19 protein-coding genes are annotated in these 22,681 nt (G+C 67.8%); 8 read left to right on the top strand and 11 right to left on the bottom strand.

Annotation, left to right across the window (positions count from 1 at the left end; all coding sequences use genetic code 11):
- Nucleotides 1-221: 221 nt before the first annotated feature.
- The 3 genes from QE360_RS16670 to QE360_RS16660 are packed head-to-tail and all read right to left on the bottom strand — an operon-like array spanning nt 222 to nt 3,759.
- Nucleotides 222-1,493 (bottom strand): cell wall hydrolase, encoded by a 1,272-nt coding sequence (locus QE360_RS16670; RefSeq protein ID WP_309703364.1) that lies wholly within the window; start codon nt 1,491-1,493, stop codon nt 222-224.
- Nucleotides 1,490-2,410: a cysteine synthase A gene (gene cysK, locus QE360_RS16665; RefSeq protein WP_294235727.1), complete on the bottom strand. Its 921-nt coding sequence runs from the start codon at nt 2,408-2,410 to the stop codon at nt 1,490-1,492. The genes QE360_RS16670 and cysK overlap by 4 nt, the downstream gene beginning before the upstream one ends.
- The gene (locus QE360_RS16660; RefSeq protein ID WP_309703362.1) at nt 2,407-3,759 is read right to left on the bottom strand and encodes an MFS transporter; all 1,353 of its coding nucleotides are present in this window, start codon (nt 3,757-3,759) and stop codon (nt 2,407-2,409) included. Before QE360_RS16660 ends, cysK begins: the two co-directional genes overlap by 4 nt.
- Before the next feature lie 171 nt (nt 3,760-3,930).
- On the opposite strand from QE360_RS16660, the gene pdhA reads away from it, so the two are divergent.
- From pdhA to QE360_RS16640, 4 genes are all read left to right on the top strand, one after another.
- On the top strand, nt 3,931-4,974 hold the full coding sequence (gene pdhA, locus QE360_RS16655; RefSeq protein ID WP_294235726.1) for a pyruvate dehydrogenase (acetyl-transferring) E1 component subunit alpha: 1,044 nt from the start codon (nt 3,931-3,933) through the stop codon (nt 4,972-4,974).
- A 1-nt stretch (nt 4,975) separates the two neighbouring features.
- The gene (locus QE360_RS16650; protein WP_309703360.1) at nt 4,976-6,406 is read left to right on the top strand and encodes a pyruvate dehydrogenase complex E1 component subunit beta; all 1,431 of its coding nucleotides are present in this window, start codon (nt 4,976-4,978) and stop codon (nt 6,404-6,406) included.
- Between the two features lie 88 nt (nt 6,407-6,494).
- Nucleotides 6,495-7,187: a squalene/phytoene synthase family protein gene (locus QE360_RS16645; RefSeq protein ID WP_309703358.1), complete on the top strand. Its 693-nt coding sequence runs from the start codon at nt 6,495-6,497 to the stop codon at nt 7,185-7,187.
- A gap of 280 nt (nt 7,188-7,467) precedes the next feature.
- Nucleotides 7,468-7,953: an EF-hand domain-containing protein gene (locus tag QE360_RS16640; RefSeq protein ID WP_309703355.1), complete on the top strand. Its 486-nt coding sequence runs from the start codon at nt 7,468-7,470 to the stop codon at nt 7,951-7,953.
- Here the strand turns inward: QE360_RS16640 and trmFO are convergent.
- Nucleotides 7,865-9,256, bottom strand: coding sequence for a methylenetetrahydrofolate--tRNA-(uracil(54)-C(5))-methyltransferase (FADH(2)-oxidizing) TrmFO (gene trmFO, locus QE360_RS16635; protein ID WP_309703352.1), 1,392 nt, complete (start codon nt 9,254-9,256; stop codon nt 7,865-7,867). The two genes, QE360_RS16640 and trmFO, sit on opposite strands and share 89 nt — an antisense overlap.
- 75 nt (nt 9,257-9,331) lie before the next feature.
- On the opposite strand from trmFO, the gene QE360_RS16630 reads away from it, so the two are divergent.
- Nucleotides 9,332-9,766: a DUF488 domain-containing protein gene (locus tag QE360_RS16630; protein ID WP_309703347.1), complete on the top strand. Its 435-nt coding sequence runs from the start codon at nt 9,332-9,334 to the stop codon at nt 9,764-9,766.
- Here QE360_RS16630 and QE360_RS16625 read toward each other — a convergent pair whose 3' ends face one another.
- The 5 genes from QE360_RS16625 to QE360_RS16605 all read right to left on the bottom strand — a co-directional run bounded on the left by QE360_RS16625 (nt 9,767) and on the right by QE360_RS16605 (nt 16,037).
- The gene (locus tag QE360_RS16625; protein ID WP_309703345.1) at nt 9,767-11,050 is read right to left on the bottom strand and encodes a methyl-accepting chemotaxis protein; all 1,284 of its coding nucleotides are present in this window, start codon (nt 11,048-11,050) and stop codon (nt 9,767-9,769) included. It abuts the gene before it with no gap.
- An 87-nt stretch (nt 11,051-11,137) separates the two neighbouring features.
- Entirely contained in the window at nt 11,138-11,443 is a 306-nt protein-coding gene (locus QE360_RS16620) for a DUF952 domain-containing protein (protein ID WP_309704214.1), read from the bottom strand.
- A 41-nt stretch (nt 11,444-11,484) separates the two neighbouring features.
- Nucleotides 11,485-14,268 carry a DNA gyrase subunit A gene (gyrA, locus tag QE360_RS16615; RefSeq protein ID WP_309703342.1) on the bottom strand — a complete coding sequence of 928 codons (2,784 nt, stop codon included), beginning with the start codon at nt 14,266-14,268 and terminating at the stop codon, nt 11,485-11,487.
- A gap of 333 nt (nt 14,269-14,601) precedes the next feature.
- Nucleotides 14,602-15,300: an SDR family NAD(P)-dependent oxidoreductase gene (locus QE360_RS16610; RefSeq protein WP_309703340.1), complete on the bottom strand. Its 699-nt coding sequence runs from the start codon at nt 15,298-15,300 to the stop codon at nt 14,602-14,604.
- A complete protein-coding gene (locus QE360_RS16605; RefSeq protein WP_309694650.1) occupies nt 15,297-16,037 on the bottom strand; it encodes a peroxide stress protein YaaA in 741 nt (246 codons plus the stop codon). The genes QE360_RS16610 and QE360_RS16605 overlap by 4 nt, the downstream gene beginning before the upstream one ends.
- Nucleotides 16,038-16,206: 169 nt before the next feature.
- On the opposite strand from QE360_RS16605, the gene QE360_RS16600 reads away from it, so the two are divergent.
- Nucleotides 16,207-17,499, top strand: coding sequence for a tetratricopeptide repeat protein (locus QE360_RS16600; RefSeq protein WP_309703337.1), 1,293 nt, complete (start codon nt 16,207-16,209; stop codon nt 17,497-17,499).
- 505 nt (nt 17,500-18,004) lie between these two features.
- Here the strand turns inward: QE360_RS16600 and QE360_RS16595 are convergent.
- Nucleotides 18,005-18,472 carry an Lrp/AsnC family transcriptional regulator gene (locus tag QE360_RS16595; protein ID WP_042487895.1) on the bottom strand — a complete coding sequence of 156 codons (468 nt, stop codon included), beginning with the start codon at nt 18,470-18,472 and terminating at the stop codon, nt 18,005-18,007.
- A gap of 191 nt (nt 18,473-18,663) precedes the next feature.
- Here QE360_RS16595 and QE360_RS16590 point away from each other — a divergent pair, with 191 nt between their 5' ends.
- Entirely contained in the window at nt 18,664-20,514 is a 1,851-nt protein-coding gene (locus QE360_RS16590) for a HAMP domain-containing sensor histidine kinase (protein ID WP_309703335.1), read from the top strand.
- Nucleotides 20,515-20,522: 8 nt separating this feature from the next.
- Nucleotides 20,523-21,527 carry a polysaccharide deacetylase family protein gene (locus QE360_RS16585; RefSeq protein ID WP_309703333.1) on the top strand — a complete coding sequence of 335 codons (1,005 nt, stop codon included), beginning with the start codon at nt 20,523-20,525 and terminating at the stop codon, nt 21,525-21,527.
- A 40-nt stretch (nt 21,528-21,567) separates the two neighbouring features.
- Here QE360_RS16585 and QE360_RS16580 read toward each other — a convergent pair whose 3' ends face one another.
- On the bottom strand, nt 21,568-22,611 hold the full coding sequence (locus tag QE360_RS16580) for a mannose-1-phosphate guanylyltransferase/mannose-6-phosphate isomerase (RefSeq protein WP_307098067.1): 1,044 nt from the start codon (nt 22,609-22,611) through the stop codon (nt 21,568-21,570).
- Nucleotides 22,612-22,681: the final 70 nt, after the last annotated feature.

The raw sequence follows: 22,681 nt of genomic DNA, 5'->3' as shown, positions 1-22,681 counted from the left end.
GCGGGCGCGATACGGCGGCCGTCCCCCATTTACCAACCTCCGTTCAGCCTGAGCGAAGTCGAAGGCCACGTCCGGCGCTCGCCGCAAGCGATTTCACGTGGCCCTGAAAAGCGGGCCGTCGTCCCATGGTGGCGTCGGAGAGGTTTTCCCTTGGCCTTCGACTGCGCTCAGGCTGAACGGGGTGGGGGGAGCGGGGTTGGGGCTGGACGGACCCTGGCGTCCTACGGTTTTCCCTCGGGCGATGGCCCACTGGCGCGCCTCACGCCGCCGAGTTCGCCCGGCGCTGGCGTCGCGGCGGGCTGGGGCGTTGGCGTCGCCGCGGGCACGGGCATGACGGTCAGCGTCTGCCGCTTCATGCAGCGCGACCCCCGCATCGCCGGATAGAGGGCGCAGTTCCACAGCGTCCGCTCCAGCCCGGTGGCGGGATCGCGCAGATAGCTGAACGCCATCGTCTCCAACTGCGTCGGGGCCAGCGGCACGGCGCGCGGGGTGGCGGCGGTGTCGCGCCAAGCCATGACCGTGCAATGCTTGCGCTCGCCGCACAGGGTCAGCGCGAAGGCGGCGAAGCCCTCGGGCGCCAAGCCGGTGGGCAGGGTGACGAGGAACATGTCCGGGTCGCTCGCCAGCGGGGCCAGCGTCCCGCCCGCCACCGCCCCCTCGGCCAGCGCGGCCCCTGCTTCGTCGGTCGCGTCGGTGCCCGCCCGATGCGGCGGCGAGAAGGGGGCGAGGGCTTCGATGACCGGCTCGCCCGCGACCTGGTGCCGGTTGAAGGCGGGCGGGGTGCCCCACCAGCCCGCCCAGCGGAAGAACAGATGCGATCCGACCCGCGCGACCTTGTCGAGGCTGGCCTGCCAATAGGGGACGACCCAGTCGGTATGGTAATGGGTGGCATGGCCCACGGGGCGGAAGACCTTGCCGTTCAGCGCCATTGCGGCGATCTGGCGGGCGCGGGTCCAGGCCGCCTCGGGCGCTTGCCACTTGGTCAGCGCGCCGTCGCAGGTGAAGGTGAACTGACAGCCGGTGCTGCGCTCCTGCCCCTCGAACACCACGCCGCACACCGTCTTGGGGAAGGCCGGGTGACGCAGCCGGTTGAGCACGACCTGCGCCACCGCCTGCTCGCCCTTGGCATCGTCGCCTGCCTCGTACAGCACGCCCGCCGCCAGACAGTCGAGCGCCCGCGCCTTGTCCTCCGCCGTGCCCCGAAAGACGAAGGGGCGGGCGGCCGGGTTGGGATCGGTCGAGAAGGGGACGCCTTCGTTATAGGCGCGTGCCTCGTCGGGCGTCATGTCGATAAACGACACGGGTTCGACCGGGGGAAGCTCGGCGGGCGGCACCACGCGCGGGACCTGCCGTAGCCGCTCGGTGGCGGTGCGGTGCGTCTTCGGAATGGCGGGGGCGTTCGCCACGAGCAAAGCCGGTACGACGCTGGCCGTACCGGCGATGGCAAACAGCGCCGCGCGAATGCCGCCGCGCGGCCGGGACAGATCGCTCACTGTTCGGGCAGGAAGTCCGGCACCGACAGATAACGCTCGCCCGTGTCATAGTTGAAGCCGAGCACGCGAACGCCTTCGGGCAGGTCGGGCAGCTTCTGCAGGATCGCCGCCAGCGTCGCGCCCGACGAGATGCCGACCAGCAGCCCCTCTTCGCGGGCCGAGCGGCGGGCCATGTCCTTGGCGACATTGGCATCGACCTCGATCACCCCGTCGATCGCCTGGGTGTGGAGGTTGGCGGGGATGAAGCCCGCGCCGATGCCCTGGATCGGGTGCGGGCCCGGCTGGCCGCCCTGGATGACCGGCGAGGCGGCGGGTTCGACCGCATAGACCTTCAGCTGCGGCCATTCCTTCTTCAGCGTCTCGGCGACGCCGGTGATATGGCCGCCGGTGCCGACGCCGGTGATGATGACGTCGATCGGCGAATCGCGGAAATCGTTCAGGATTTCCTGCGCGGTCGTGCGGACATGGACGTCGATGTTCGCGGGGTTCTCGAACTGCTGCGGCATCCAGGCGCCCGGCGTCTCGCGCACGATCTCCAGCGCGCGCTCGATCGCGCCCTTCATGCCCTTTTCACGCGGGGTCAGGTCGAAGGTCGCGCCATAAGCCAGCATCAGGCGGCGACGCTCGATCGACATGGACTCGGGCATCACCAGGATCAGCTTATAGCCCTTGACCGCCGCGACCATCGCCAGGCCGACGCCGGTATTGCCGCTGGTCGGCTCGACGATGGTGCCGCCGGGCTTCAGCTCGCCGCTGGCCTCCGCCGCTTCGATCATGGCGAGCGCGATGCGGTCCTTGATCGAGCCGCCGGGGTTGGAGCGTTCCGACTTGATCCAGACCTCCGATCCGGGGAACAGCCGCTGGATCTTCACATGCGGCGTGTTGCCGATCGTTTCCAGGATGGTGTTGGCCTTCATGGCTTGGCTTCTCCGTGGGTTGGTTCGGTTGCAAGGATTTCAGGCGGATCAAAGGTTCGCGCCCGCCGGAGTTCCGGGAACAGCCGCGACCAGAGCAGGGTGACGCCGATCGCGCCCAGCCCGCCGAACACCACCGCGCCGACGGGGCCGAGGATCGAGGCCATGACCCCGCTCTCGAATTCGCCCAGTTCGTTGGAGGCGGAGATGGTCAGTTGCGACACCGCGCTCACCCGCCCGCGCATCGCATCGGGGGTGTGGAGCTGGATCAGCGACTGGCGGACATAGACCGACACCATGTCCGCACCGCCCGCGCAGATCAGCGCGGCGAGGCTGAGCAGGAAGGCGGGGTGGACGAACAGGTTCACCCCGCCCAGCGCCACCGTGCCGCTCTGGAGCCCCAGAGCGCCGGTCACATGGCTGGCGATGCCGAAGGTCAGGATCGACAGGCCGAAGACCACGACGGCGATCAGCATCTTGACCCCGACATTGCTGGTCATCGGCTTGAACGAGAACCAGATCGCGGTGGTCGCCGCGCCGATGCCCATGCCCGCCGCCAGTACGCCGAGCCCTTGCGACCCGACATGCAATATGTCGCGCGCATAGACCGGCAGCAGCGAGGTCGCGCCCGCGAGCAGCACCGCGAACAGGTCCAGCGTGATCGCCGCCTGGACCAGCCGGTTGCGGCGGACATAGCTGAACCCCTCGACGATTCGGGTCAGCGGGCGGCGGTCGGTCTGCGCGGGCGGCTGCGGCACCGGGCCGATCAGGAAGATGCAGAGCAGCGCGACGGCGAACAGCAAGGTGGCGACGCCATAGGCGAATTCGGGATGGATCGCATAGAGCAGCCCGCCGACGCTCGGCCCGGCGATGGTGCCGACCTGCCACGCGATCGAACTGACCGCGATGGCGGTGGGCAGGCTCTCGCGCGGGACCAGATTGGGGGCGAGCGAGGAATAGGCCGGTCCCGAAAAGGCCCGCGCGATGCCGAACGCGACTGCGGCGGTGAACAACGCCCCCAGCGTCAGATGCCCCGACCAGGTCAGGAACCAGAGGCTCGCGGCAGTCAGCACCAGCAGCCCGGTCGTCGCGCGTACGATCCAGCGCCGGTCGACGCTGTCGGCGACGAGGCCGGTGATCGGGGTCAGCAGGAACAGCGGCACGAACTGCGCGAAGCCGATCATGCCCAGCATGAAGGCCGCCTGCCGGACGTCCATCGTCTCGCGCGCCAGATTGTACACCTGCCATCCGATGACGATCGACATGGCGGATACCGCGATGGTCCCGCTGAACCGCGACAGCCAGTAGCTGCGGAAATTGGCGATGCGGAACGGGTGTTTGGGTCTATCCATGGTCGGCGAGCGTTGTAGGCTGCGGCGCGCCGTCAAGGCAACCGAGGCAAAGCTATTCTCCGCTAAATTCCTTCTGTCCGAATGGGAATTAAGAGGGGGAATTGAGTTTCATGACAAAGCACGCCAATAGGCGTCCATCCTTCCCTAACGGAAACAAAGGTGTTCCCGACTGTGGCAAAAGCTCCAAGCCGTACCAGCGAGCCCCCCATTCCCAATCGGGAGCGTCCCGCCGAACCGCAACCGTTCCAGGCTACCAAGGAACAGTTGCTGGATTTCTACAAGCAGATGCTCCTGATCCGCCGCTTCGAAGAAAAGGCGGGCCAGCTCTATGGCCTCGGCCTGATCGGCGGTTTCTGCCACCTGTATATCGGCCAGGAGGCCGTGGCGGTGGGCCTCCAGTCGGCGCTCGACGGCGACAAGGACTCGGTGATCACCGGATACCGCGACCATGGCCATATGCTGGCGTACGGCATCGATCCCAAGGTCATTATGGCCGAGCTCACGGGGCGTGCCGCCGGCATCTCCAAGGGCAAGGGCGGGTCGATGCACATGTTCTCGACCGAGCATAAATTCTATGGCGGCCACGGCATCGTGGGCGCGCAGGTGTCGCTGGGCACCGGCCTGGCGTTCGGGCACAAGTACAGCAATGACGGCGGCGTCTGCCTCGCCTATTTCGGCGACGGCGCGGCCAATCAGGGCCAGGTGTACGAAAGCTTCAACATGGCCGAGCTGTGGAAGCTCCCGATCATCTTCGTGATCGAGAACAACCAGTATGCCATGGGCACGGCCGTGAACCGCGCCTCGTCCGAGGATCAGCTCTATCGCCGTGGCGAGAGCTTCCGCATCCCCGGCATCCAGGTCGACGGCATGGACGTCCTGGCGTGCCGTGGCGCGGCCGAAGAGGCGCTGGCCTGGGTCCGTGCGGGCAAGGGTCCGGTCATCCTCGAGATGAAGACCTATCGCTATCGCGGTCACTCCATGTCCGACCCCGCCAAGTATCGCAGCCGCGAGGAAGTGCAGGGCGTGCGCGACAAGTCGGATCCGATCGACCACGTCAAGAAGCTGCTCGAAGCGCAGGGCGTGACCGAGGCCGATCTGAAGGTCCTGGAGCAGGACATTCGCAAGCAGGTCAACGAAGCGGCCGATTTCGCCGAGCAGACCCCCGAGCCCGATGTGGCTGAACTCTACACTGAAGTGCTGGTGGAGCGTTACTAAGATGGCGATCGAGATCAAGATGCCGGCCCTTTCGCCGACCATGGAAGAGGGCACGCTCGCCAAGTGGCTCGTGAAGGAAGGCGATACGGTCAAGTCCGGCGACATCATGGCCGAGATCGAGACCGACAAGGCGACGATGGAGTTCGAGGCGGTAGACGAGGGCGTGATCGCCAAGATCATCGTCGCCGAGGGCACCGACAATGTGAAGGTCGGCACCGCCATCGCGCTGCTGGCCGAAGAGGGCGAGGACGTCGCGACCGCCGCCGCGTCGGGCAGCCGTTCGGGCGAGGCCGCCAACGCCGCGCCGAAGAACGAGGCGACCGACTCCAATTCGCCGCCGATGCCCGAGGGCGCCGCCGCCGCCGAGCAGGAGAGCGGCACGCAGAAGCTGGTCGCCGCCGCCGAGCAGGAAGCGCCCGCCTCGCCGGAAATCCCGGAAGGCACCGAGATGGTCAAGCTCACCGTCCGCGAAGCGCTGCGCGATGCGATGGCCGAGGAAATGCGCGCCGACGACCGCGTCTTCGTGATGGGCGAGGAAGTCGCCCAGTATCAGGGCGCGTACAAGGTGACGCAGGGCCTGCTGGACGAGTTCGGCGACCGTCGCGTCATCGACACGCCGATCACCGAATATGGCTTTGCCGGTGTCGGCACCGGCGCCGCGATGGGTGGCCTGCGTCCGGTCATCGAGTTCATGACGTTCAACTTCGCCATGCAGGCGATCGACCACATCATCAACTCGGCCGCCAAGACCAACTATATGTCCGGCGGCCAGATGCGCTGCCCGATCGTGTTCCGTGGTCCCAACGGTGCCGCCAGCCGCGTCGGCGCGCAGCACTCGCAGAATTACGGCCCGTGGTATGCGTCGGTCCCCGGCCTGATCGTGATCGCGCCCTATGACGCGGCCGATGCCAAGGGCCTTCTGAAGGCGGCGATCCGTTCGGAAGACCCGGTCGTCTTCCTCGAAAACGAGCTGATGTACGGCCGTTCGTTCGACGTGCCCAAGCTCGACGATTTCGTCCTGCCGATCGGCAAGGCGCGGATCATGCGCGAGGGCAAGGACGTCACGCTCGTCTCCTACTCGATCGGCGTGGGCGTCGCGCTCGAAGCCGCCGAGAAGCTGGCCGCCGAGGGTATCGATGCGGAGGTCATCGACCTGCGCACGCTGCGTCCGCTCGACACCAAGACGGTGCTGAAGTCGCTCGCCAAGACCAACCGCCTGGTCGTGGTCGAGGAAGGCTGGCCGACCTGCTCGATCGCGTCGGAAATCACCGCCGTGGTGATGGAAGAAGGGTTCGACGACCTCGACGCGCCGGTGCTGCGCGTGACCAACGAGGACGTGCCGCTGCCCTACGCCGCCAACCTCGAGAAGCTGGCGCTGGTCGACGCGAACAAGGTCGTCGCGGCGGTCAAGAAGGTCACCTATCGCGGCTGAGCTGCGGATTGCCTTATGATTTGAGGAGGGCCTTCCGGGAAACCGGGAGGCCCTTTTTCATGGGGTTCATTCGTGCGAAGGGCAGGGGATGACCGACGCCCCCGCCACCTCGACGCCCCCGCCCGCCATCGAAGCGGTGATGCGCGAACAGGCGCTGGCGGTGGGCTATGCGCCCGCCGCCGCGCGCGAGGGGTTCGCGGCGCTGCTGGACGTCGATCATCAGCTCGCCTCGATCCTGCAAAGCACGACCGAGCCGATGATCGGCCAGATGCGGCTGACCTGGTGGTATGAGGCGCTGGAAAAGCTCGACCGCGAGCCCGCGCCTGCGCATCCGGTGTTGCAGCGTCTGGCGGCATCGGTCCTGCCCGCCGGAGTGCTGGGGGCGGATCTGGCGCCGATGATCGAGGGGTGGGAGGCGCTGCTCGATGATGGCGAAGCGCTGGATGACGAACGTGTCACCCGCCATGCGCAGGCGCGCGGGGGCGTGTTGTTCGCTTCGATCGGGCGGTTGCTGGGTGGCGAGGGGTGGGAGCCTCTCGGGGTTGCCTGGGCGAAGGCCGATCTGGCCGGGCATATCAGCGACAAGCCGTTGGCGGATCGAATGGGCGCACAGGCCCTGGGCGAGCTGGACACCGCGCTGTCGCCGAAGCGGGCGCGAGGGGCACGGGGATTGAGCGGCCTGAGCGTCCTGGCCCGTGAAGGTCTGCGCCACCCGGACCGCCTGCCGGGCCATCCCCTCCGCGCGGCGCGGCTGGCGTGGCATGGTTTGACGGGGCGCTGACGTCCTTTGCATTGCGACGTAGGCGTACCCCGGCGAAGGCCGGGGTCCAGTTGTAATGCCCTATCGACGGCGCGGGACCTTTGCCTCCCCCTCCGATCCTTGGCGCTCCACGGGCTGCACAGAAACTGGACCCCGGCCTTCGCCGGGGTACGCCTAGCATTGGGAATGGCGCTCCCTCCCACCGTTCAGCCTGAGCGAAGTCGAAGGCCAAGGGAATCCCTTGCCGCCCGCATATAACCCCGTTTAACCATAAGCCCGTCTGACGGGGGAGACGGAACCGATGTGGCGCTATCTGGCCGGAGGGTTGGGCACACTCGTGCTGATGGGGGCAGGGCTGTTCCTCTGGGGCAGCCGCCCCGACACACCGTCCCCGCTCCCGGCCGCCAGTGCCGCGACCGCTCCGCAGACCGCCGAGAGCGACGACGCCCCGCTCCCCGAAGCCTCCGCCCGCACCCGCGAGCAGAAGCGCTTCGACCGCTATGACAAGGACCGCGACGGCAAAATCACCCGTGAGGAATATCTCGCCGCGCGGCGCAAGGCTTACGCCAAGCTGGACCGCGACGGCGACGGCAAGCTGTCGTTCGACGAATGGGCGGTGAAGGCGACGACCAAATTCGCCACCGCCGACCGCGACAGGTCCGGCGCGATGAACGCGGCGGAGTTCGCCACCACCGCCGTCAAGCGTCGACCGGCTCGGGCGAACTGTCCTCCGGCGCGAACGGCACCGGCTGAGGCGCCGGAGGCGGCCCCGGCGGAAGAGAGTTGAGCCAGCCGGGCAGCGCCTCGCGCGCGCGGTCGGTGTACATCTTCTTGCGATCGGCCTTCTTGGTCCGGCCGGGAATGGGCGGGAACAGGCCGAAATTGACGTTCATCGGCTGATAGGTCTCGGCCTCGGCCAGCCCGGTGATATGACCCAGCAGCGCGCCCAGCGCCGTCTCGACCGGCGGCGGGGCGATAGTCTTGCCGGTCAGCTCGGCCGCCGCGAAACGCCCGGCGAGCAGGCCGATGGCGGCGCTCTCGATATAGCCTTCGCACCCCGTGATCTGGCCCGCGAAGCGCAGATTAGGCCGCGACTTCAGCCGCAGCGTCGCGTCGAGCAGCTCGGGCGAGCGGATGAAGGTGTTGCGGTGCAGCCCGCCCAGCCGCGCGAACTCGGCCTTTTCCAGCCCCGGAATGGTGCGGAAGATGCGGATCTGCTCGGCATATTTCAGCTTGGTCTGGAAACCGACGATGTTCCACAGCGTGCCCGCTGCATTGTCCTGGCGCAGCTGGACGACGGCATAGGGCCAGCGTCCGGTGCGCGGATCGTCCAGCCCGACGCCCTTCATCGGCCCGAAGCGCAGCGTGTCGACCCCGCGCTCGGCCATCACCTCGACCGGCATGCAGCCGTCGAAATAGGGCGTGTTCTTCTCCCACTCGCGGAATTCGGTCTTCTCGCCGTCGAGCAGCGCCTGATGGAAGGCCAGATACTGGTCCTTGTCCATCGGGCAGTTGATGTAATCCTTGCCCGTGCCCTTGTTCCAGCGGCTCTGGAACCAGGCGACGTCCATGTCGATCGATTCGCGGTGGACGATGGGGGCGATCGCGTCGAAAAAGGCCAGCGCCTCGGCGCCGGTCGCCTCGCCGATGCCGCCCGCCAGCGACGGCGCGGTCAGCGGGCCGGTGGCGATGATCGCGGGCCCCTCCGGCAGCGCATCGATCCGCTCGCGAACGATGGTGATGTTGGGATGCGCTGCGAGCGCGGCCGTGACCCCGGCCGAAAAGCCGTCGCGGTCCACCGCCAGCGCCGAACCGGCGGGCACGGCATGGACGTCGCCCTTGGCCATGATGATCGAGCCGAGCGCGCGCATCTCCTGATGGAGCAGGCCGACCGCGTTGGAGGTCGCATCGTCCGAGCGGAAGGAATTGGAACAGACCAGCTCGGCCAGGTCGCCGCCATGATGGGCGGGCGTGGTGTCCGCGCCGCCGCGCATTTCGGACAGGCGCACCTTCAGCCCCGCTTCCGCAAGCTGCCACGCGGCTTCCGAGCCCGCCAGCCCGCCGCCGATCACATGAATGTCATAGGTCATCGCGTCGCCTTAGACCCGGAAGCGCCGGGGTGGAAGCACTTGCGCCGATGCGGCACCGCCGCCACCTCATGGACCATGACGACCATCTTCACCATCGGCTATGAGGGCGCGACCGTCGACGGGTTCCTCGCGACGCTGAAACAGGCGGGGGTCGCGCGGCTGATCGACGTCCGCGCGCTGCCGCTGTCGCGGCGGCCGGGCTTTTCCAAGTCGCCGCTGGCCGCCGCCTTGCGCGAGGTCGGGATCGACTATGTCCACCTCAAGGATCTGGGCACGCCGAAGCGCGGGCGGGATGCGGCCAAGAAGGGCGATGTGGGCACGTTGCGCGACGTCTATGACGATCAGCTGGCGCTGCCGGAGGCGCAGGCGGCGGCGGCGCGGATGCTCGATCTGGCGGACGAGATGCCGTCCGCCTTGCTCTGCTACGAACGCGATCCCTGCCATTGCCATCGCACCCTGTTGCTGGAGGCGGTGGGGCAGGGGATGACGGTCATTGACCTCTATGTCTGATCAGACCGCGACCAGGTCCACGAAGCTGGCCGTGCGGTCGCGCAGCGCGCCGATGGTTTGGCCCAAAGCCTGCGCCAGCCCGTGGAGCGCGCCCGCTTCCTGATCGATCCGGGTCGCATCCTGCTGGATCTGCGCGACCTGTCGCCCGATCTGGTGCGCGGCCGTCACCGACTGTTCGACATTGCCCGCGATCGCGGTGGTCGCGACGCCCTGCGCCGCCACCGCCAGGTCGATCGCCTGCGAGATGGCGCCGATCGCCCCGACCGCCTCGCAAAGCTGGCCCTGTTCGGCGACGAGGGCGTGGAGGTTGGTCTTGACCTCGGCGATGTTGCGCGCGGCGTCCTGCGCGGCCTCGCGGGTCTGGCTGGCGAGCGCCTTGACCTCATGCGCGACGACCGCGAAGCCGCGTCCGGCCTCGCCCGCGCGCGCGGCCTCGATCGCGGCGTTCAGCGCGAGCAGGTTGGTGCGGGCCGATACCGCCTCGATCAGCGCGAGCAGCGCGTCGATCGCGGTGGCGCTGTCGGCCAGGGCATCGGCGCGGAGGCCGGTGGCGGCGATCCGGTCGCCGACCGTGCGGCGGATATCGCGCGCCTTGTCCATGTCGCGGGTGATCGAGGCGAAGGCATCGGCCAGGCCCCGTCCGCGCGCCGCCGTGTCACCCAGCGCCGAACGGCTTTGCTCGACCGCCTCGGTCATGCATGTCGCGCCCGTCTGGGTTTCGCCCGCATAGCGCGCCAGATCGCCCGCCACGCGGCCCATATCCCCGGTCGCGCGGGCCAGCGTGTCCGACAGGATGGCGATATCGGCCAGGAAGCCGTGCGCCGCGCCGTCGATCCGACGCGCCCGCGCCATTCGCTCCTGCGCCAGCGCGATCTGCGCATCGGCCGCCTGCCGCGCGATCGTGGCGGCATCCAGCGTGCCTTCGAAAACACCCTTCTTCGTCAGGATCAGCGCGTCGGGGGCGCCCCAATCGGCATGGAGCGCCAGCTTTTCGGCGATGCTTGCCCCGACCTCGCAACAGGGATGGGCGCGAACATAACCATCCAACGTCGCGCCGAAATCGGGATTTTGCAGCAGTGCATGGCCGAAGGGATTGTAGAGCAGCCCCTTCACGTCCCGCTCGCGGATCGCGCCGACCGGGCGGCGCTCGGCGTCCAGCACCGGCAGCAGCCGCATGTCGGGATGCTGCCGGAACAGGCCGATCGCCGCCGTCAACGACGCATCGGCGTCGATCACCGGGGCTTGGGGCTCGGCGACCCCGGAGGAGAAGACGGGCGGCTTCATCGCCTCCGTCCCTAGGTCATCAACCGTAAACGCCGTGTTAGGAATTGATGACGTTTTCGTGACGCAACGCCATCAATTTCCTTGCGATCACCCCGAAACGGGCAGGCGGACCGTCCCGTCCGTATCGCGCTTCATCGGGCCATAGGCCAGCACCGCCGTCAGCGGCAGCGGCGCATAGAGATGCGGGAAGAGCTGGCCACCCCGGCTCTCTTCCCACTTCACCGCCCCGCCCATCGCCGCCAGATCGACCGCCGCGATGTGCAGGTCGTCCTGGCCGGCGAAATGCTTGTCGACCGTCTCGGTCAGCTGGGCGGCGGTGGACAGATGGATATAGCCATCGGCCATATCCACGGGGGCGCCCGCAAAGGTGCCCTCCTGTTCCAGCACCGCCATCTGATCGGCGGTCAGCACCTTATAGGCGGTCGCCGGATGGCTCACTCGCCATCCTCCGGTCCGGCGGCGAGGTTCTCGCCGACGACCGCGTCGGGCTCGGGCGCGATGTCGGACGTGCCGTCGGCCAGGTTCATCTCGGCATCCTCCTCGGTCTCCTCGATGCGCGCGGCCGAGACGACATGCTCACCCGCCGCCACGTTGAAGAGCCGCAGGCCCGCCGAGCCGCGCCCGATGACGCGAAGCGACGCCAGCGACATGCGGATCAGCTTGGCCTGATCGGTCACCAGCATCAGCTGATGCCCCTTGGATGCCGGGAAGCTGGCGACGACATCGCCGTTGCGGGCGATATTGTCGATGTTCGTGATGCCCTGGCCACCGCGACCCGTGCGGCGATATTCATAGGCCGAGGACAGCTTGCCATAGCCGTTCGCGCAGACGGTCAGGATGAACTGCTCGGAGTTGCGCAGCTCTTCGTACCGCTCGACCGACAGCTCGGGCTCGCCTTCCTTCTCGCCCTTCCAGGGGGCGAAGCGCAGATAAGCCTCGCGCTCTTCCTGGGTGGTGCCGACGCGGTGCAGGACCGAGAGCGAGATGACCTCGTCCTCGCCCTTCAGCGCGATGCCGCGCACGCCGGTCGAGGTGCGGCTCTGGAACTCGCGCACATCGTCGGCGGCGAAGCGGATCGCCCGGCCGCAGCGCGTGGCGAGCAGCACGTCGTCCTGGGCACCGAGCAGCGCGACGCCGATCAGCCGGTCCTCGCTCTCGTCGTCGAAGCGCATCGCGATCTTGCCGTTCGAGGGGACGTTGGTGAACGCGTCCATCGAGTTGCGGCGCACCGCGCCCTTGGCGGTGGCGAACATGACGTGGAGCTTGCCCCACTCCGCCTCGTCCTCGGGCAGCGGCAGCACGGTCGAGATGGTTTCGCCCGGTGCCAGCGGCAGCAGGTTGACCATCGGCCGTCCGCGCGTGGCAGGCCCGCCCTCGGGCAGGCGCCACACCTTGTAGCGATAGACCTTGCCATGGTTCGAGAAGAACAGCACCGGCGTGTGGGTGCTGGTCACGAACAGCTCGGTGACGACGTCCTCGTCCTTGGTTGCCATGCCCGAGCGGCCCTTGCCACCCCGGTTCTGCGCGCGGAAGGCGTCGAGCGGGGTGCGCTTGATATAGCCCTGCATGGTCACGGTGACGACCATGTCCTCGCGCTCGATCAGGTCCTCGTCGTCGATGCCATCGGCGGCGGCGGCGATCTCCGAGCGGCGCGGGGTGGCGAACTGGTCACGGATCGCCACCAGCTCGCCGCGCATGACCTCATAGAGCTTCACGCGGTTGGCGAGGATTTCCAGCAGCTCGGTGATCGAGTCCGCCAGACCCTTCAACTCGTCGCCGATCTCGTCGCGGCCCAGCGCGGTAAGGCGATGCAGACGCAGGTCGAGGATGGCGCGAACCTGGGTCTCGGACAGGCGATAGGTATCGCCAAAGCCCTCGCTCTCGACCGCTTCGACCAGGCGAATATAGGGCGCGATCTCGGCGATCGGCCATTCGCGGGCAAGCAGCGCCTCGCGCGCGGCGACCGGCGAGGCCGAACCGCGAATGATCCGCACCACTTCGTCCAGGTTCGTCACCGCGATGACGAGGCCCAGCAAGATGTGCGCCCGCTCGCGCGCCTTGGCCAGTTCGAACTTGGAGCGGCGGGTGATGACCTGCTCGCGGAACTGGACGAAGGCCTGAATGATGTCGCGCAGGTTCAGCAGTTCGGGCCGCCCGCCGCGAATGGCGAGCATGTTGGCCGGGAAGCTGGTCTGGGCGGGGGTGTGCCGCCACAGCTGGTTGAGTACGACCTCGGGGGTCGCGTCGCGCTTCAGGTCGATGACGATGCGAACGCCTTCGCGGTTCGACTCGTCGCGAATGTCGCTGATCCCCTCGACCAGTGCCTTTTCAGACTTTCCATTTTTCGGGTCTTTGCGCGAGCGCGCGGCTTCGGCAATTTTTTCAACAAGCGCATTTTTGCCCTGTTGATAGGGAATTTCCGTAAGAACAATCGATCGGCGGTCGCCGCGCCCTTCCTCGATCTCGTGGCGCGAACGCACGATGATCGACCCGCGCCCGGTCTGATAGGCCGACCGCGCACCCGAACGGCCGAGGATCAGCGCGCCGGTGGGGAAGTCGGGGGCGGGGACGATCTCGTTGAGTTCCTCGACCGTGATCGCGCCGTTTTCCATATACGCCAGGCAGGCATTGACCACCTCGCCCAGATTGTGCGGCGGGATGTTGGTCGCCATGCCGACCGCGATACCGCCAGCACCATTGACCAGCAGGTTCGGGTATTGCGCGGGCAGGACCGAGGGTTCGCGCTCCGAGCCGTCATAGTTGGGCTGGAAGTCGACCGTGTCCTTGTCGAGATCGTCGAGCAGCGAGTTGGCGACCTTGGCCAGACGCGCTTCGGTGTAACGCATCGCGGCGGGCGGATCGGGGTCCATCGAGCCGAAGTTACCCTGGCCGTCGATCAGCGGCACGCGCATCGACCAGTCCTGCGCCATGCGGGCCAGCGCGTCATAGATCGCGCTGTCGCCGTGCGGGTGATATTTACCCATGACGTCACCGACGATGCGCGCCGACTTGCGGTACGGTTTGCCCGCGACGAAGCCGCTCTCGGCGGCCGAATAGAGGATACGGCGATGGACGGGCTTCAGGCCGTCGCGCACATCGGGCAGCGCACGCGCCACGATTACACTCATCGCATAGTCGAGATAGCTCGACTTCATCTCGTCGACGATGGAGATCGTCGAAATATCGGAAGGTTCCGCGAGGGTCGTCTCGTCGGCCAAAGTCTGTTGCTTTCCGGCTTGATGGTCAGATGGGAACCAAGGGTACTAGCCGAGCGTGAGCCGCCTGACCACCCCCGCGCGACCCCATTCGCGAGGGGCCGTTCGGGAGCAACGGCGGGCACGGAGCGGGTCGGCGGGGATGGGCCCGGCGCCTATGCTCTCCCCGGGCAGCAGGATCGCGGGACTTGTCGAGGCGCTGGTCGCCGACGGGAGTAAACGGCGACCAGCCAGGATCTTGTGCCGCCCCGGCGGTTTCGGCGACATGTCGCAAATGTTACTATTCTGTCATGACGTTGTCGTAACAGACGTTGTCGTAACAAGGGGTTTGACGGGTCAGGGCTGGACCTCCTTGCCCTCCCAGTCGAACAGCTTGCCGCTGTCGGGCGCGCGCAGTCCGTCGAGGACGTCGAGCAGTTGCACGGCGGCGCGGTCGGCGGCGAACAGGCCGCCGGGGCGGACATTGCCCTGAAACGGCCTGGACAGCGCGGTATCGACGGTGCCGGGATGAAGGGCGACGACGATCGAACGGTCGTTGCGTCGCTTGTGCTCGATCGCCAGCGTGCGGATGAACTGGTTCAGCGCCGCCTTGGACGCGCGATAGCCGTACCAGCCGCCCATGCGATTGTCGGAGATCGATCCGACCCGCGCCGACAGCGCCGCGAAGATCGTCTTGCCGGTGCGCGGCATCAGCGGCAGCAGATGCTTGGCGACCAGCGCAGGGCCGATCGCGTTGATCGCGAAATTGCGCGCCAGCCATGCGGGCGACAGCTGGTCGATCGCCTTTTCGGGCCCCTGTTCGCCGTCATGCAGCAGGCCGGTGGCGACGATCACCAGATCGGGGGCAGGGCCGCTGGCGATCCGCGCGGCGGCGGCGGCAATGCTGGCCTCGTCCTCCAGGTCGATATGCGTGTCGCCGGTCATCGAGCGGGCGAAGCGGGCGACTGCGATCCCCTCTTCCTCCAGCGCGTCGGCAAGGGCTGCGCCGATCCCGCCCGAGGCGCCGATGACGATTGCCCGTTTCCACTCGCTCATCGCACGAATCTCCACAGGGTCGGCGTGCTCGCCTCGGCATCGAACGCATAGCCGTCGCTATCGAAACCGCGCATCGCATCGGTGTCGGTGATGGCATGCTCGACCATCCAGCGCGCCATGGCGCCGCGCGCCTTCTTGGCGTGGAAGCTGACGAAGCGGTCGCCCTCGCGGAAATCGACGCCGATCACGCGGATGGACGCGGGCAGCTTGCCGTCGACGGCATGCCAATATTCCTGGCTGGCCAGGTTCAGGATGGTGCCGGTCCCCTCCGCCTCGACTTCCTCGGCCAGGCGCGTGGCGATCCGGTCGCCCCACCAGTCGGTCAGCTTGTCCCCGCGCGGCGCCCAGCGCGTGCCCATTTCCAATCGATAGGGACGCATCGCGTCCAGCGGGCGGAGCAGCCCGTAAAGCCCCGACAGCATCCGCAGATGATCTTGCGCGAACAGGATCGCGGGCTCGTCCAGCGTCTTGGCCTCCAGCCCGGTATAGACGTCGCCCGCAAAGGCGAACATCGCGGGCCGCTCGGGCGCGTCGGCGAAGTCGCGGAACCGCTCGGCATTCAGCTTGGCGAGCGCGGGCGAGATGCGCATCAGCGCGGACAGCTTCTCTTCGCCGAGGCCCGCAGCGGCGGCGGCCAGCGCGTCCGCCTCGACCGCGAAATGCGGACGGGTGGGGGCGAGATCGGGGAGGGGGCTCTTGTAATCGAGCGTCTTGGCGGGGGAAATGACGGCAATCATGATGGCGCACGCGCTAGCGGGCGGAGCGTTCGCGTTCAATCCGCGTTCAGCGGCTGACGGATAGGGTGGCACGCATCATCGCTTTGCTTGAACGGGACGAGACCTGTCCCTACAAGCGCGCCATCGACGGTTCCGGACCTGACAGGCTCTATTCTTGGAGAGAATTCGCATGAAAATCATTCCGAAACTCGCGCTGGCGGCGGTGCTTGCGACGGGCGTAGGTGGCGTTGCGCTGACCGCGCCGGCCGTCGCGCAGAAGAAGGGCAAGGAGCAGGAAGCCGGTGGCCTGAAGCTCAGCCCCGAGGCGTTGAAGGCGGCGCAGGCGGCACAGCCGGTGCTGCAGCAGAAGAATTATGCCGCCGCCGATCCGCTGGTGTCGGCGGTCGAGGCCGCGGCCAAGACCGAGGACGACAAGTATATCGCGGCCGCGATGCGCTACGAGCTCGAATCGGGCAAGCTGTTCGCCGCCCAACAGGCGAACCCGAATGCGCCGATCGACGAGGCCCCGCTCGCCAAGCCGCTCGACGTGCTGATCGCCAGCCCTTCGACCCCGGTGACGGACAAGCCGCGCTATGTCTATCGTCGCGGCGCGCTGGCCTATAACGGCAAGCAGTATCCGATCGCGCTGAAATATTTCGAACAGGCGCAGCAGCTGGGTTATAACGACCCCAACCTGCCGCTGCTGATCGTCAAGGCGAAAATGGAGACGGGCGACGTCGCGGGCGCGAACGCCGCGCTGGCCACCACCATCGACCAGATGAACGCCTCGGGCCAGAAGGCGCCGGAGGATTATTACAAGTACGCCATCGGTCGCGCCAACAAGAGCAAGATGGTCCCCGAGACGCTGACCTGGATGCGCAAGTGGATCGTCGCCTATCCGACGCCGCAGAACTGGCGCAACGCGCTGGTCATCTATGGCCTGCAGCCGGGTTCGCTGGCGACGCTGGACAAGAACCAGAAGCTGGACCTGTTCCGCCTGATGCGCGCCTCCAAGTCGCTGGCCGACCAGAACGACTATATGGAATATGCGCAATATGCGACCGACAAGGGCCTGCCCGCCGAGGCGGAAGCGGTCCTGAAGGAAGGCATGGCGACCGGCAAGATCCCCGCCGGTAACGCCACCGCCAAGGCGATGCTGACCGCCGCCGCCGCCAAGAGCCGCCAGGAAGGCTCGCTCGCCCCGACCGAGGCGCGCGCCAAGTCGGCCGGCGACGGCAAGCTCGCCGCGCTGACCGCCGAGGCCTATTACGGCCAGGGCAATTACGCCAAGGCGGCCGAGCTGTACCGCACCGCGCTGCAAAAGGGCGGTGTCGATGCGGGCGAGGTGAACACCCGCCTGGGCATCGCGCTCGCCGCGCAGGGCGACAAGGCCGGTGCGATCGCCGCCTTCGACGCCGTGAAGAGCGCCCCGCGCGCCGATCTGGCGGGCTTCTGGAAGGCTTGGCTCTCGACCCAGGCATAAGGTCAACTCCACGCCGATCCGGTCGGCGCGGTCCTGTCCTGCGGAAAGGCCTCGGCGAAAGCCGGGGCCTTTTTCGTTCCGGGGGGAGGGGGCGAAACTCCCTCCCACCCGCCGTTCAGCCTGAGCGCAGTCGAAGGCCACGGGATTGCGCGAAGCCGCAGGGCGCGCGCTTCGACTTCGCTCAGCGCGAACGGCTGTCTGGTCAGCGGCCCCAAGCGCCGCGCGCGCCGCGCCCTCCGTTCAGCCTGAGCGCAGTCGAAGGCCACGGGATTGCGCTCGCCTGGAGGGAGGCCGCAGGGCGTGCGCTTCGACCTCGCTCAGCGCGAACAGCTGTCGGGTCAGCAGCCCCAGGCGCCGCCCGCGTCCCGCCCTCCGTTCAGCCTGAGCGAAGTCGAAGGCCACGCGATCCCCCGGAAATGGAATTGCCCCGGCAAATCGAGGCCCAAGAAAAAAACCGGCCCCCCTCGCGGAAGGCCGGTTTCCTGTCTTGCCGAAAACCCGTGGGTCAGTCCGCTTCGATCGGAATCCCCGACACCTGCTTGGCGGTGCGAATGGTCAGCGAGGTCTTGACGCTGGCGACGTTGGGCGCCGGTGTCAGATGCCCGGTCAGGATTTCCTGGAAGCTCTTGAGGTCCGACGCGACGATCTTCAGGATGAAGTCGATTTCGCCGTTCAGCATGTGGCATTCGCGCACTTCGGGAATACCCGCGACATGCGCCTCGAACGCGGCCAGGTCATGCTCGGCCTGGCTGCGCAGCGACACCATCGCGAAGACGGTGATCGGAAAGCCCAGACGCGCGGCGTCCAGATCGGCGTGATAGCCCCGGATCGCCCCCGCTTCCTCGAGCGCGCGGACGCGACGCAGGCAGGGCGGGGCGGTCAAGCCGACGCGTTCGGCGAGTTCGACATTGGTCATACGGCCATCGGCCTGCAACAGCGCCAGGATCTGCCGATCGATACGATCGAGCGCCATTACACGATACTCCACATAAAAAGCCGATTCCCTATGTTCGTTTGCGGCTGGATATAAGAAAATTACGCACTACCGCAATTGTCTCACTTTGCAACGGCATGTCGCGTGATATTTGCAGGTTACCAGTTGGAAGGATAAAGACGTTACGTCAGGGTCCTCGGGGGCCATGGCCCAAGCGTAAAGGGAGCTCTGTGCGGTTCGACGACAGTCTGGCGACGATTCTTTCGGCCGACACTGCGACGCCATTCGGCGCGCAGACTGCCTGGCGGCAGCTTGTCGACCTGATGAGTCGCGGGCGGGTTCCCGCGGATCCGCCGATGCTGGCGCGACTGGCGGCGTTGCGCGATATCGTGCCCGAGCCCGTTCGGGCCGCCAGCGCCCGCATGCTGCGTCAGGGCCCGGCACCGGTCGCGCTGGTCGCCTTCTTCGCCCAGGACGATCTGCCCGTCGCGGGGCCAGTCCTGCGCTCGGTGACCCTGGCGGATGCGGACTGGCTGGCGATCCTGCCCCGGCTGACGCCCGGCACCCGATCGATCCTCCGTCATCGTCGAGATTTGTCGGAAACGGTGCAGCGGGGACTGGAGAGCTTCGGCGCGGTCGATTTCGTCCTGCCGCACTTCGGCGCGGAAACGGTGGCCGATCCCGAGCCTGAGCCCGAACCCGTCACCGTGGCGCCGACCCCATCCCAGCCGCAAAGCTGGCCGATCGCCCGCGACACGCCCCCGCCGCCGCCCGCCGCTGCGCCATTGCCGCCGCAGGAGCCGCCGGTCGCCGAACAGCCGCCGTTGTCGATCCTGCTCGATCCCGTGCCGACCCAGCCCGCCACGCCGTTCGTGGCGCTGGGGCAGGTGGCCCGGACCCTGCCCTTCATGGCCGAGGCGATGCGCCATGCCGAGCCCGCTTCCGCCCCCCCGCGCTATGAGATCGCCGATCTGGTCGCGCGGATCGACGCGTTCAACCAGCGCCGCGAAGAAGTGGCGGGGGCGACCCCGAGCCATGCGGGCCCGGCGCATTTCGATTTCGAGACCGACACGCGCGGACTGATCCTGGGCGTCGATGGCGTCGCGCGCGGGCCGCTGGTCGGCGTCAGCATCGCCGAGACCGTGATGCAGGGGCTGGCGCAGTTCGACGGCGTGGCGATGGGGGCGTTTCGTCGCCGCTCGCCCTTCCGCGACGCCCGGCTGGAGATTGGCGGCGCATCGGAAGCGGCGGGATCGTGGCGGGTTTCGGCCATGCCCTATTTCGACCCGCTGACCGGCCAGTTTCTGGGCTATCGCGGCAGCGGGCGGCGGCCCCGGCGCGACGAGATCGCCAATGCGGTCGGCGCCGACACGGCGTCGGACAAGGCCTCGTCCGATTCGCTGCGCCAGCTGGTCCATGAACTCCGCACCCCCGCCAATGCGGTGGCGGGCTTTGCCGAGCTGATCGAAAGCGAACTGCTCGGACCCGTCGCGCCGGTCTATCGCGACCGGGCATCGGCCATCCGGTCGATGGCGGCGGACCTGCTCGCCTCGGTCGAGGATCTCGACACGGCGGCGCGGATCGAGGGACGGGTGCTCGAGCTACGGCCGACCGTCGTGCCGCTGGAGCCGCTGATCCGGCGCATCCTGACCGAACTCCACCCGTTGGCCGAACTGCGCCGTGCGGAAATCCGGTTCGAGGCGCCCGAGCAGGCGATCACCGCCCTGGCGGATGACCGCGCGAGCGAGCGGCTGATCACCCGGCTGTTCTCTGTCCTGCTGTCCAATTGCGTGGTCGGCGAGCGGCTGGCCGCCGGGCTGGCGATCGATCAGGGCATGGCGGTGCTTCGCGTCGACCGACCGCTGGCCCTGACCGTCGAGACCGAGGGTGCGCTGCTCAGCGAGGCGGGCGACGAGGATCAGCGTGACGGCGCGCCGCTGCTCGGCACCGGCTTTTCGCTGCGGCTGATCGACAAGCTGGGCGCGGAGATGGGGGGCGGCCTGACCATCGGGCTCCACCGGGTCGTGTTGGCACTGCCGCTCGGCGGGGAGCAGCGCGCGGGACAGGCGTCGCGCCGCTGAAGCCGGCCATGTCGACCCGGCCCTGGCGCCCCGACCCGCCCAGCGCGGAGGAACGGATCGACTGGCCCGCCGATTTCGGCACCCGCTTCCTGGTCACCGTCGATGTCGAGGAGGAATTCGACTGGTCCGCGCCGCTCGACCGGCGGCACCGCGCGACGACGGCGATGCGGGCCTTCCCGGCGGCGCATCGGCGTTTTGCCGCGTCGGGCGTCGGGCTGACCTGCATGGTCGACTATCCGGTCGCGGTCGATCCGGCGTCGGTCGCGATCCTGTCCGAGTGTCTGAACGACGGGCGGTCGGAAATCGGGGCGCAGCTTCATGCCTGGGTCACCCCGCCCTATCGGGAGGTGGTCGACCCCTTCACCAGCCATGCGGGCAACCTGCCCCTCGCGCTGGAGGCGGCCAAGCTCGATACGCTGACCGAGGCACTGGCGCAGGGCTTCGGCACGGGGCCGCGCATCTTCCGGTCGGGGCGCTATGGGCTGGGGTCGTCCTCGCTGGGCCTGTTGGCGGAGCGGGGCTATCGGATCGACAGCTCGATGCGCGCGCTGCACGACTATGGCGACGAAGGGGGCATGGATTTCGGCGGCATCGCGGCGCATGGCTTTCGCCGTGACGGGATGATCGAGTTGCCGCTGACCAGCGTGTTCGACGGGCGCTTGCGGCGATGCGGACCGCGCCTCCATCGGTGCACGGGGCAGGTCCCATATGGTCGCGGAATGCTGGCACGGGCGGGGTTGCTCAACCGGATACCGTTGACGCCCGAAGGGGTGGGTATCGCCGATGCGCTGGCGGGGATCGACCGGTCCTTGCAGGACGGTATCCGCGTGCTGGTCCTTTCCTTTCATTCCCCGACGCTGGAGCCGGGGCATACCCCCTATGTCCGCGATGCGCGCGACCGGGCGCAGTTCGACCGGTGGTGGGATGCGGTGTTCGACCGGCTGGCCGAGCGGGGCGTCCTGCCCACCACGGTCGCGGATATCCTCGCGGCGCTCGACCGGCGCCCCGGCTGACACCGGCGGGCGACCAGGACGGCCGCCCGCCGGTCGGGGATCAGCGCTTCATCGCCTCGATCAGCTTCTTGACGTCCTGGCTGCGACCGCGCGGCAGGATCAGGATGTCGTCGCCGCTCGCCACGACGATCAGATTCTCGACATCGACCGCCGCGACGCGTACCCGGTCGGTGCGGATCAGGCAGTTCTTGGTATCGATCGCCAGCACTTCGCCGCGATGCGCATTGCCGAACCCGTCCAGCTCGCTGATCGCGTGCAGCGCGTCCCAGCTGCCGACATCGTTCCAGCCCATCGCGACCGGCACCACCGCGACGCGATCGGCGCGCTCCATGACCGCATAGTCGATCGAATCGGACGGGCAGGCGGCGAAGTCGGCCTCGTTGGGGCAGATGCGCTTGCCCTCATGCGTGGCACCGCGCATCGCCTTTTCGGCGGCGACGAGCATTTCGGGGGCGTGCTGGCCCAGTTCCTCCAGATAGCGGTCGGCGCGGAACAGGAAGATGCCACCGTTCCAAGCATAGTCGCCGCGCGCCAGCATCGCCTCGGCACGTTCCAGGCGGGGCTTTTCGACGAAGCGCGCGACCTGGTTGACCCCCGGCGCGATCTCGCGGCCGACCTGGATCCAGCCATAGCCGGTCTCGGGCTTGTCGGGCGAGATGCCGAAGGTCGCAAGCCAGCCCTGCGACACCATGGGCAGCGCGGCGCGGATCGCGGCATGGAACGCGTCCAGATCGGCGATGACATGGTCGGACGGCATGACCAGCAGCACGTCCTCGGGCTTGGCGGCGAGGGCGGCGAGTGCGATGGCGGGCGCGGTGTTGCGCGCCACCGGCTCGAGGATCAGCGCCTGGGCCGGGGTGCCCGCGGCGACCAGCTGGTTCTCAACCAGATCGGCATGACGTTGACCCGCGACGATGATCGGTGCCGCGAAGTCTTCCGAATTGGTGCGTTGCGCGGTCAGTTGCAACATGGTCTCGTCCGAGGTCAGCGCGAGCAGCTGCTTGGGCATTTCCGGCTTGGACATGGGCCACAGTCGCGTGCCGGAGCCGCCGGACAGGATGACCGGAACGATCGGATTGTGCATGAATGCCCCTTTGTTGATCCGCCATCGCCGATCGGATGACGGTTTCGCCTATAACGCGCCCATAACGCAT

Source organism: Sphingomonas sp. SORGH_AS_0789 (assembly GCF_031453055.1).
Lineage (GTDB): Bacteria > Pseudomonadota > Alphaproteobacteria > Sphingomonadales > Sphingomonadaceae > Sphingomonas.
Note: the sequence above shows the minus strand (reverse complement) of the source record. Positions and strands in the feature narration are given on the sequence as shown.

Excerpts from the sequence above, each read along its gene's own strand:
- cysK (WP_294235727.1), bottom strand. The coding sequence starts at position 2,410 with ATGAAGGCCAACACCATCCTGGAAACGATCGGCAACACGCCGCATGTG.
- QE360_RS16660 (WP_309703362.1), bottom strand. The coding sequence starts at position 3,759 with ATGGATAGACCCAAACACCCGTTCCGCATCGCCAATTTCCGCAGCTAC.
- QE360_RS16650 (WP_309703360.1), top strand. The coding sequence starts at position 4,976 with ATGGCGATCGAGATCAAGATGCCGGCCCTTTCGCCGACCATGGAAGAG.
- QE360_RS16645 (WP_309703358.1), top strand. The coding sequence starts at position 6,495 with ATGACCGACGCCCCCGCCACCTCGACGCCCCCGCCCGCCATCGAAGCG.
- QE360_RS16640 (WP_309703355.1), top strand. The coding sequence starts at position 7,468 with ATGTGGCGCTATCTGGCCGGAGGGTTGGGCACACTCGTGCTGATGGGG.
- trmFO (WP_309703352.1), bottom strand. The coding sequence starts at position 9,256 with ATGACCTATGACATTCATGTGATCGGCGGCGGGCTGGCGGGCTCGGAA.
- QE360_RS16630 (WP_309703347.1), top strand. The coding sequence starts at position 9,332 with ATGACGACCATCTTCACCATCGGCTATGAGGGCGCGACCGTCGACGGG.
- QE360_RS16625 (WP_309703345.1), bottom strand. The coding sequence starts at position 11,050 with ATGAAGCCGCCCGTCTTCTCCTCCGGGGTCGCCGAGCCCCAAGCCCCG.
- QE360_RS16620 (WP_309704214.1), bottom strand. The coding sequence starts at position 11,443 with ATGGCGGTGCTGGAACAGGAGGGCACCTTTGCGGGCGCCCCCGTGGAT.
- QE360_RS16610 (WP_309703340.1), bottom strand. The coding sequence starts at position 15,300 with ATGAGCGAGTGGAAACGGGCAATCGTCATCGGCGCCTCGGGCGGGATC.
- QE360_RS16605 (WP_309694650.1), bottom strand. The coding sequence starts at position 16,037 with ATGATTGCCGTCATTTCCCCCGCCAAGACGCTCGATTACAAGAGCCCC.
- QE360_RS16600 (WP_309703337.1), top strand. The coding sequence starts at position 16,207 with ATGAAAATCATTCCGAAACTCGCGCTGGCGGCGGTGCTTGCGACGGGC.
- QE360_RS16595 (WP_042487895.1), bottom strand. The coding sequence starts at position 18,472 with ATGGCGCTCGATCGTATCGATCGGCAGATCCTGGCGCTGTTGCAGGCC.
- QE360_RS16585 (WP_309703333.1), top strand. The coding sequence starts at position 20,523 with ATGTCGACCCGGCCCTGGCGCCCCGACCCGCCCAGCGCGGAGGAACGG.
- QE360_RS16580 (WP_307098067.1), bottom strand. The coding sequence starts at position 22,611 with ATGCACAATCCGATCGTTCCGGTCATCCTGTCCGGCGGCTCCGGCACG.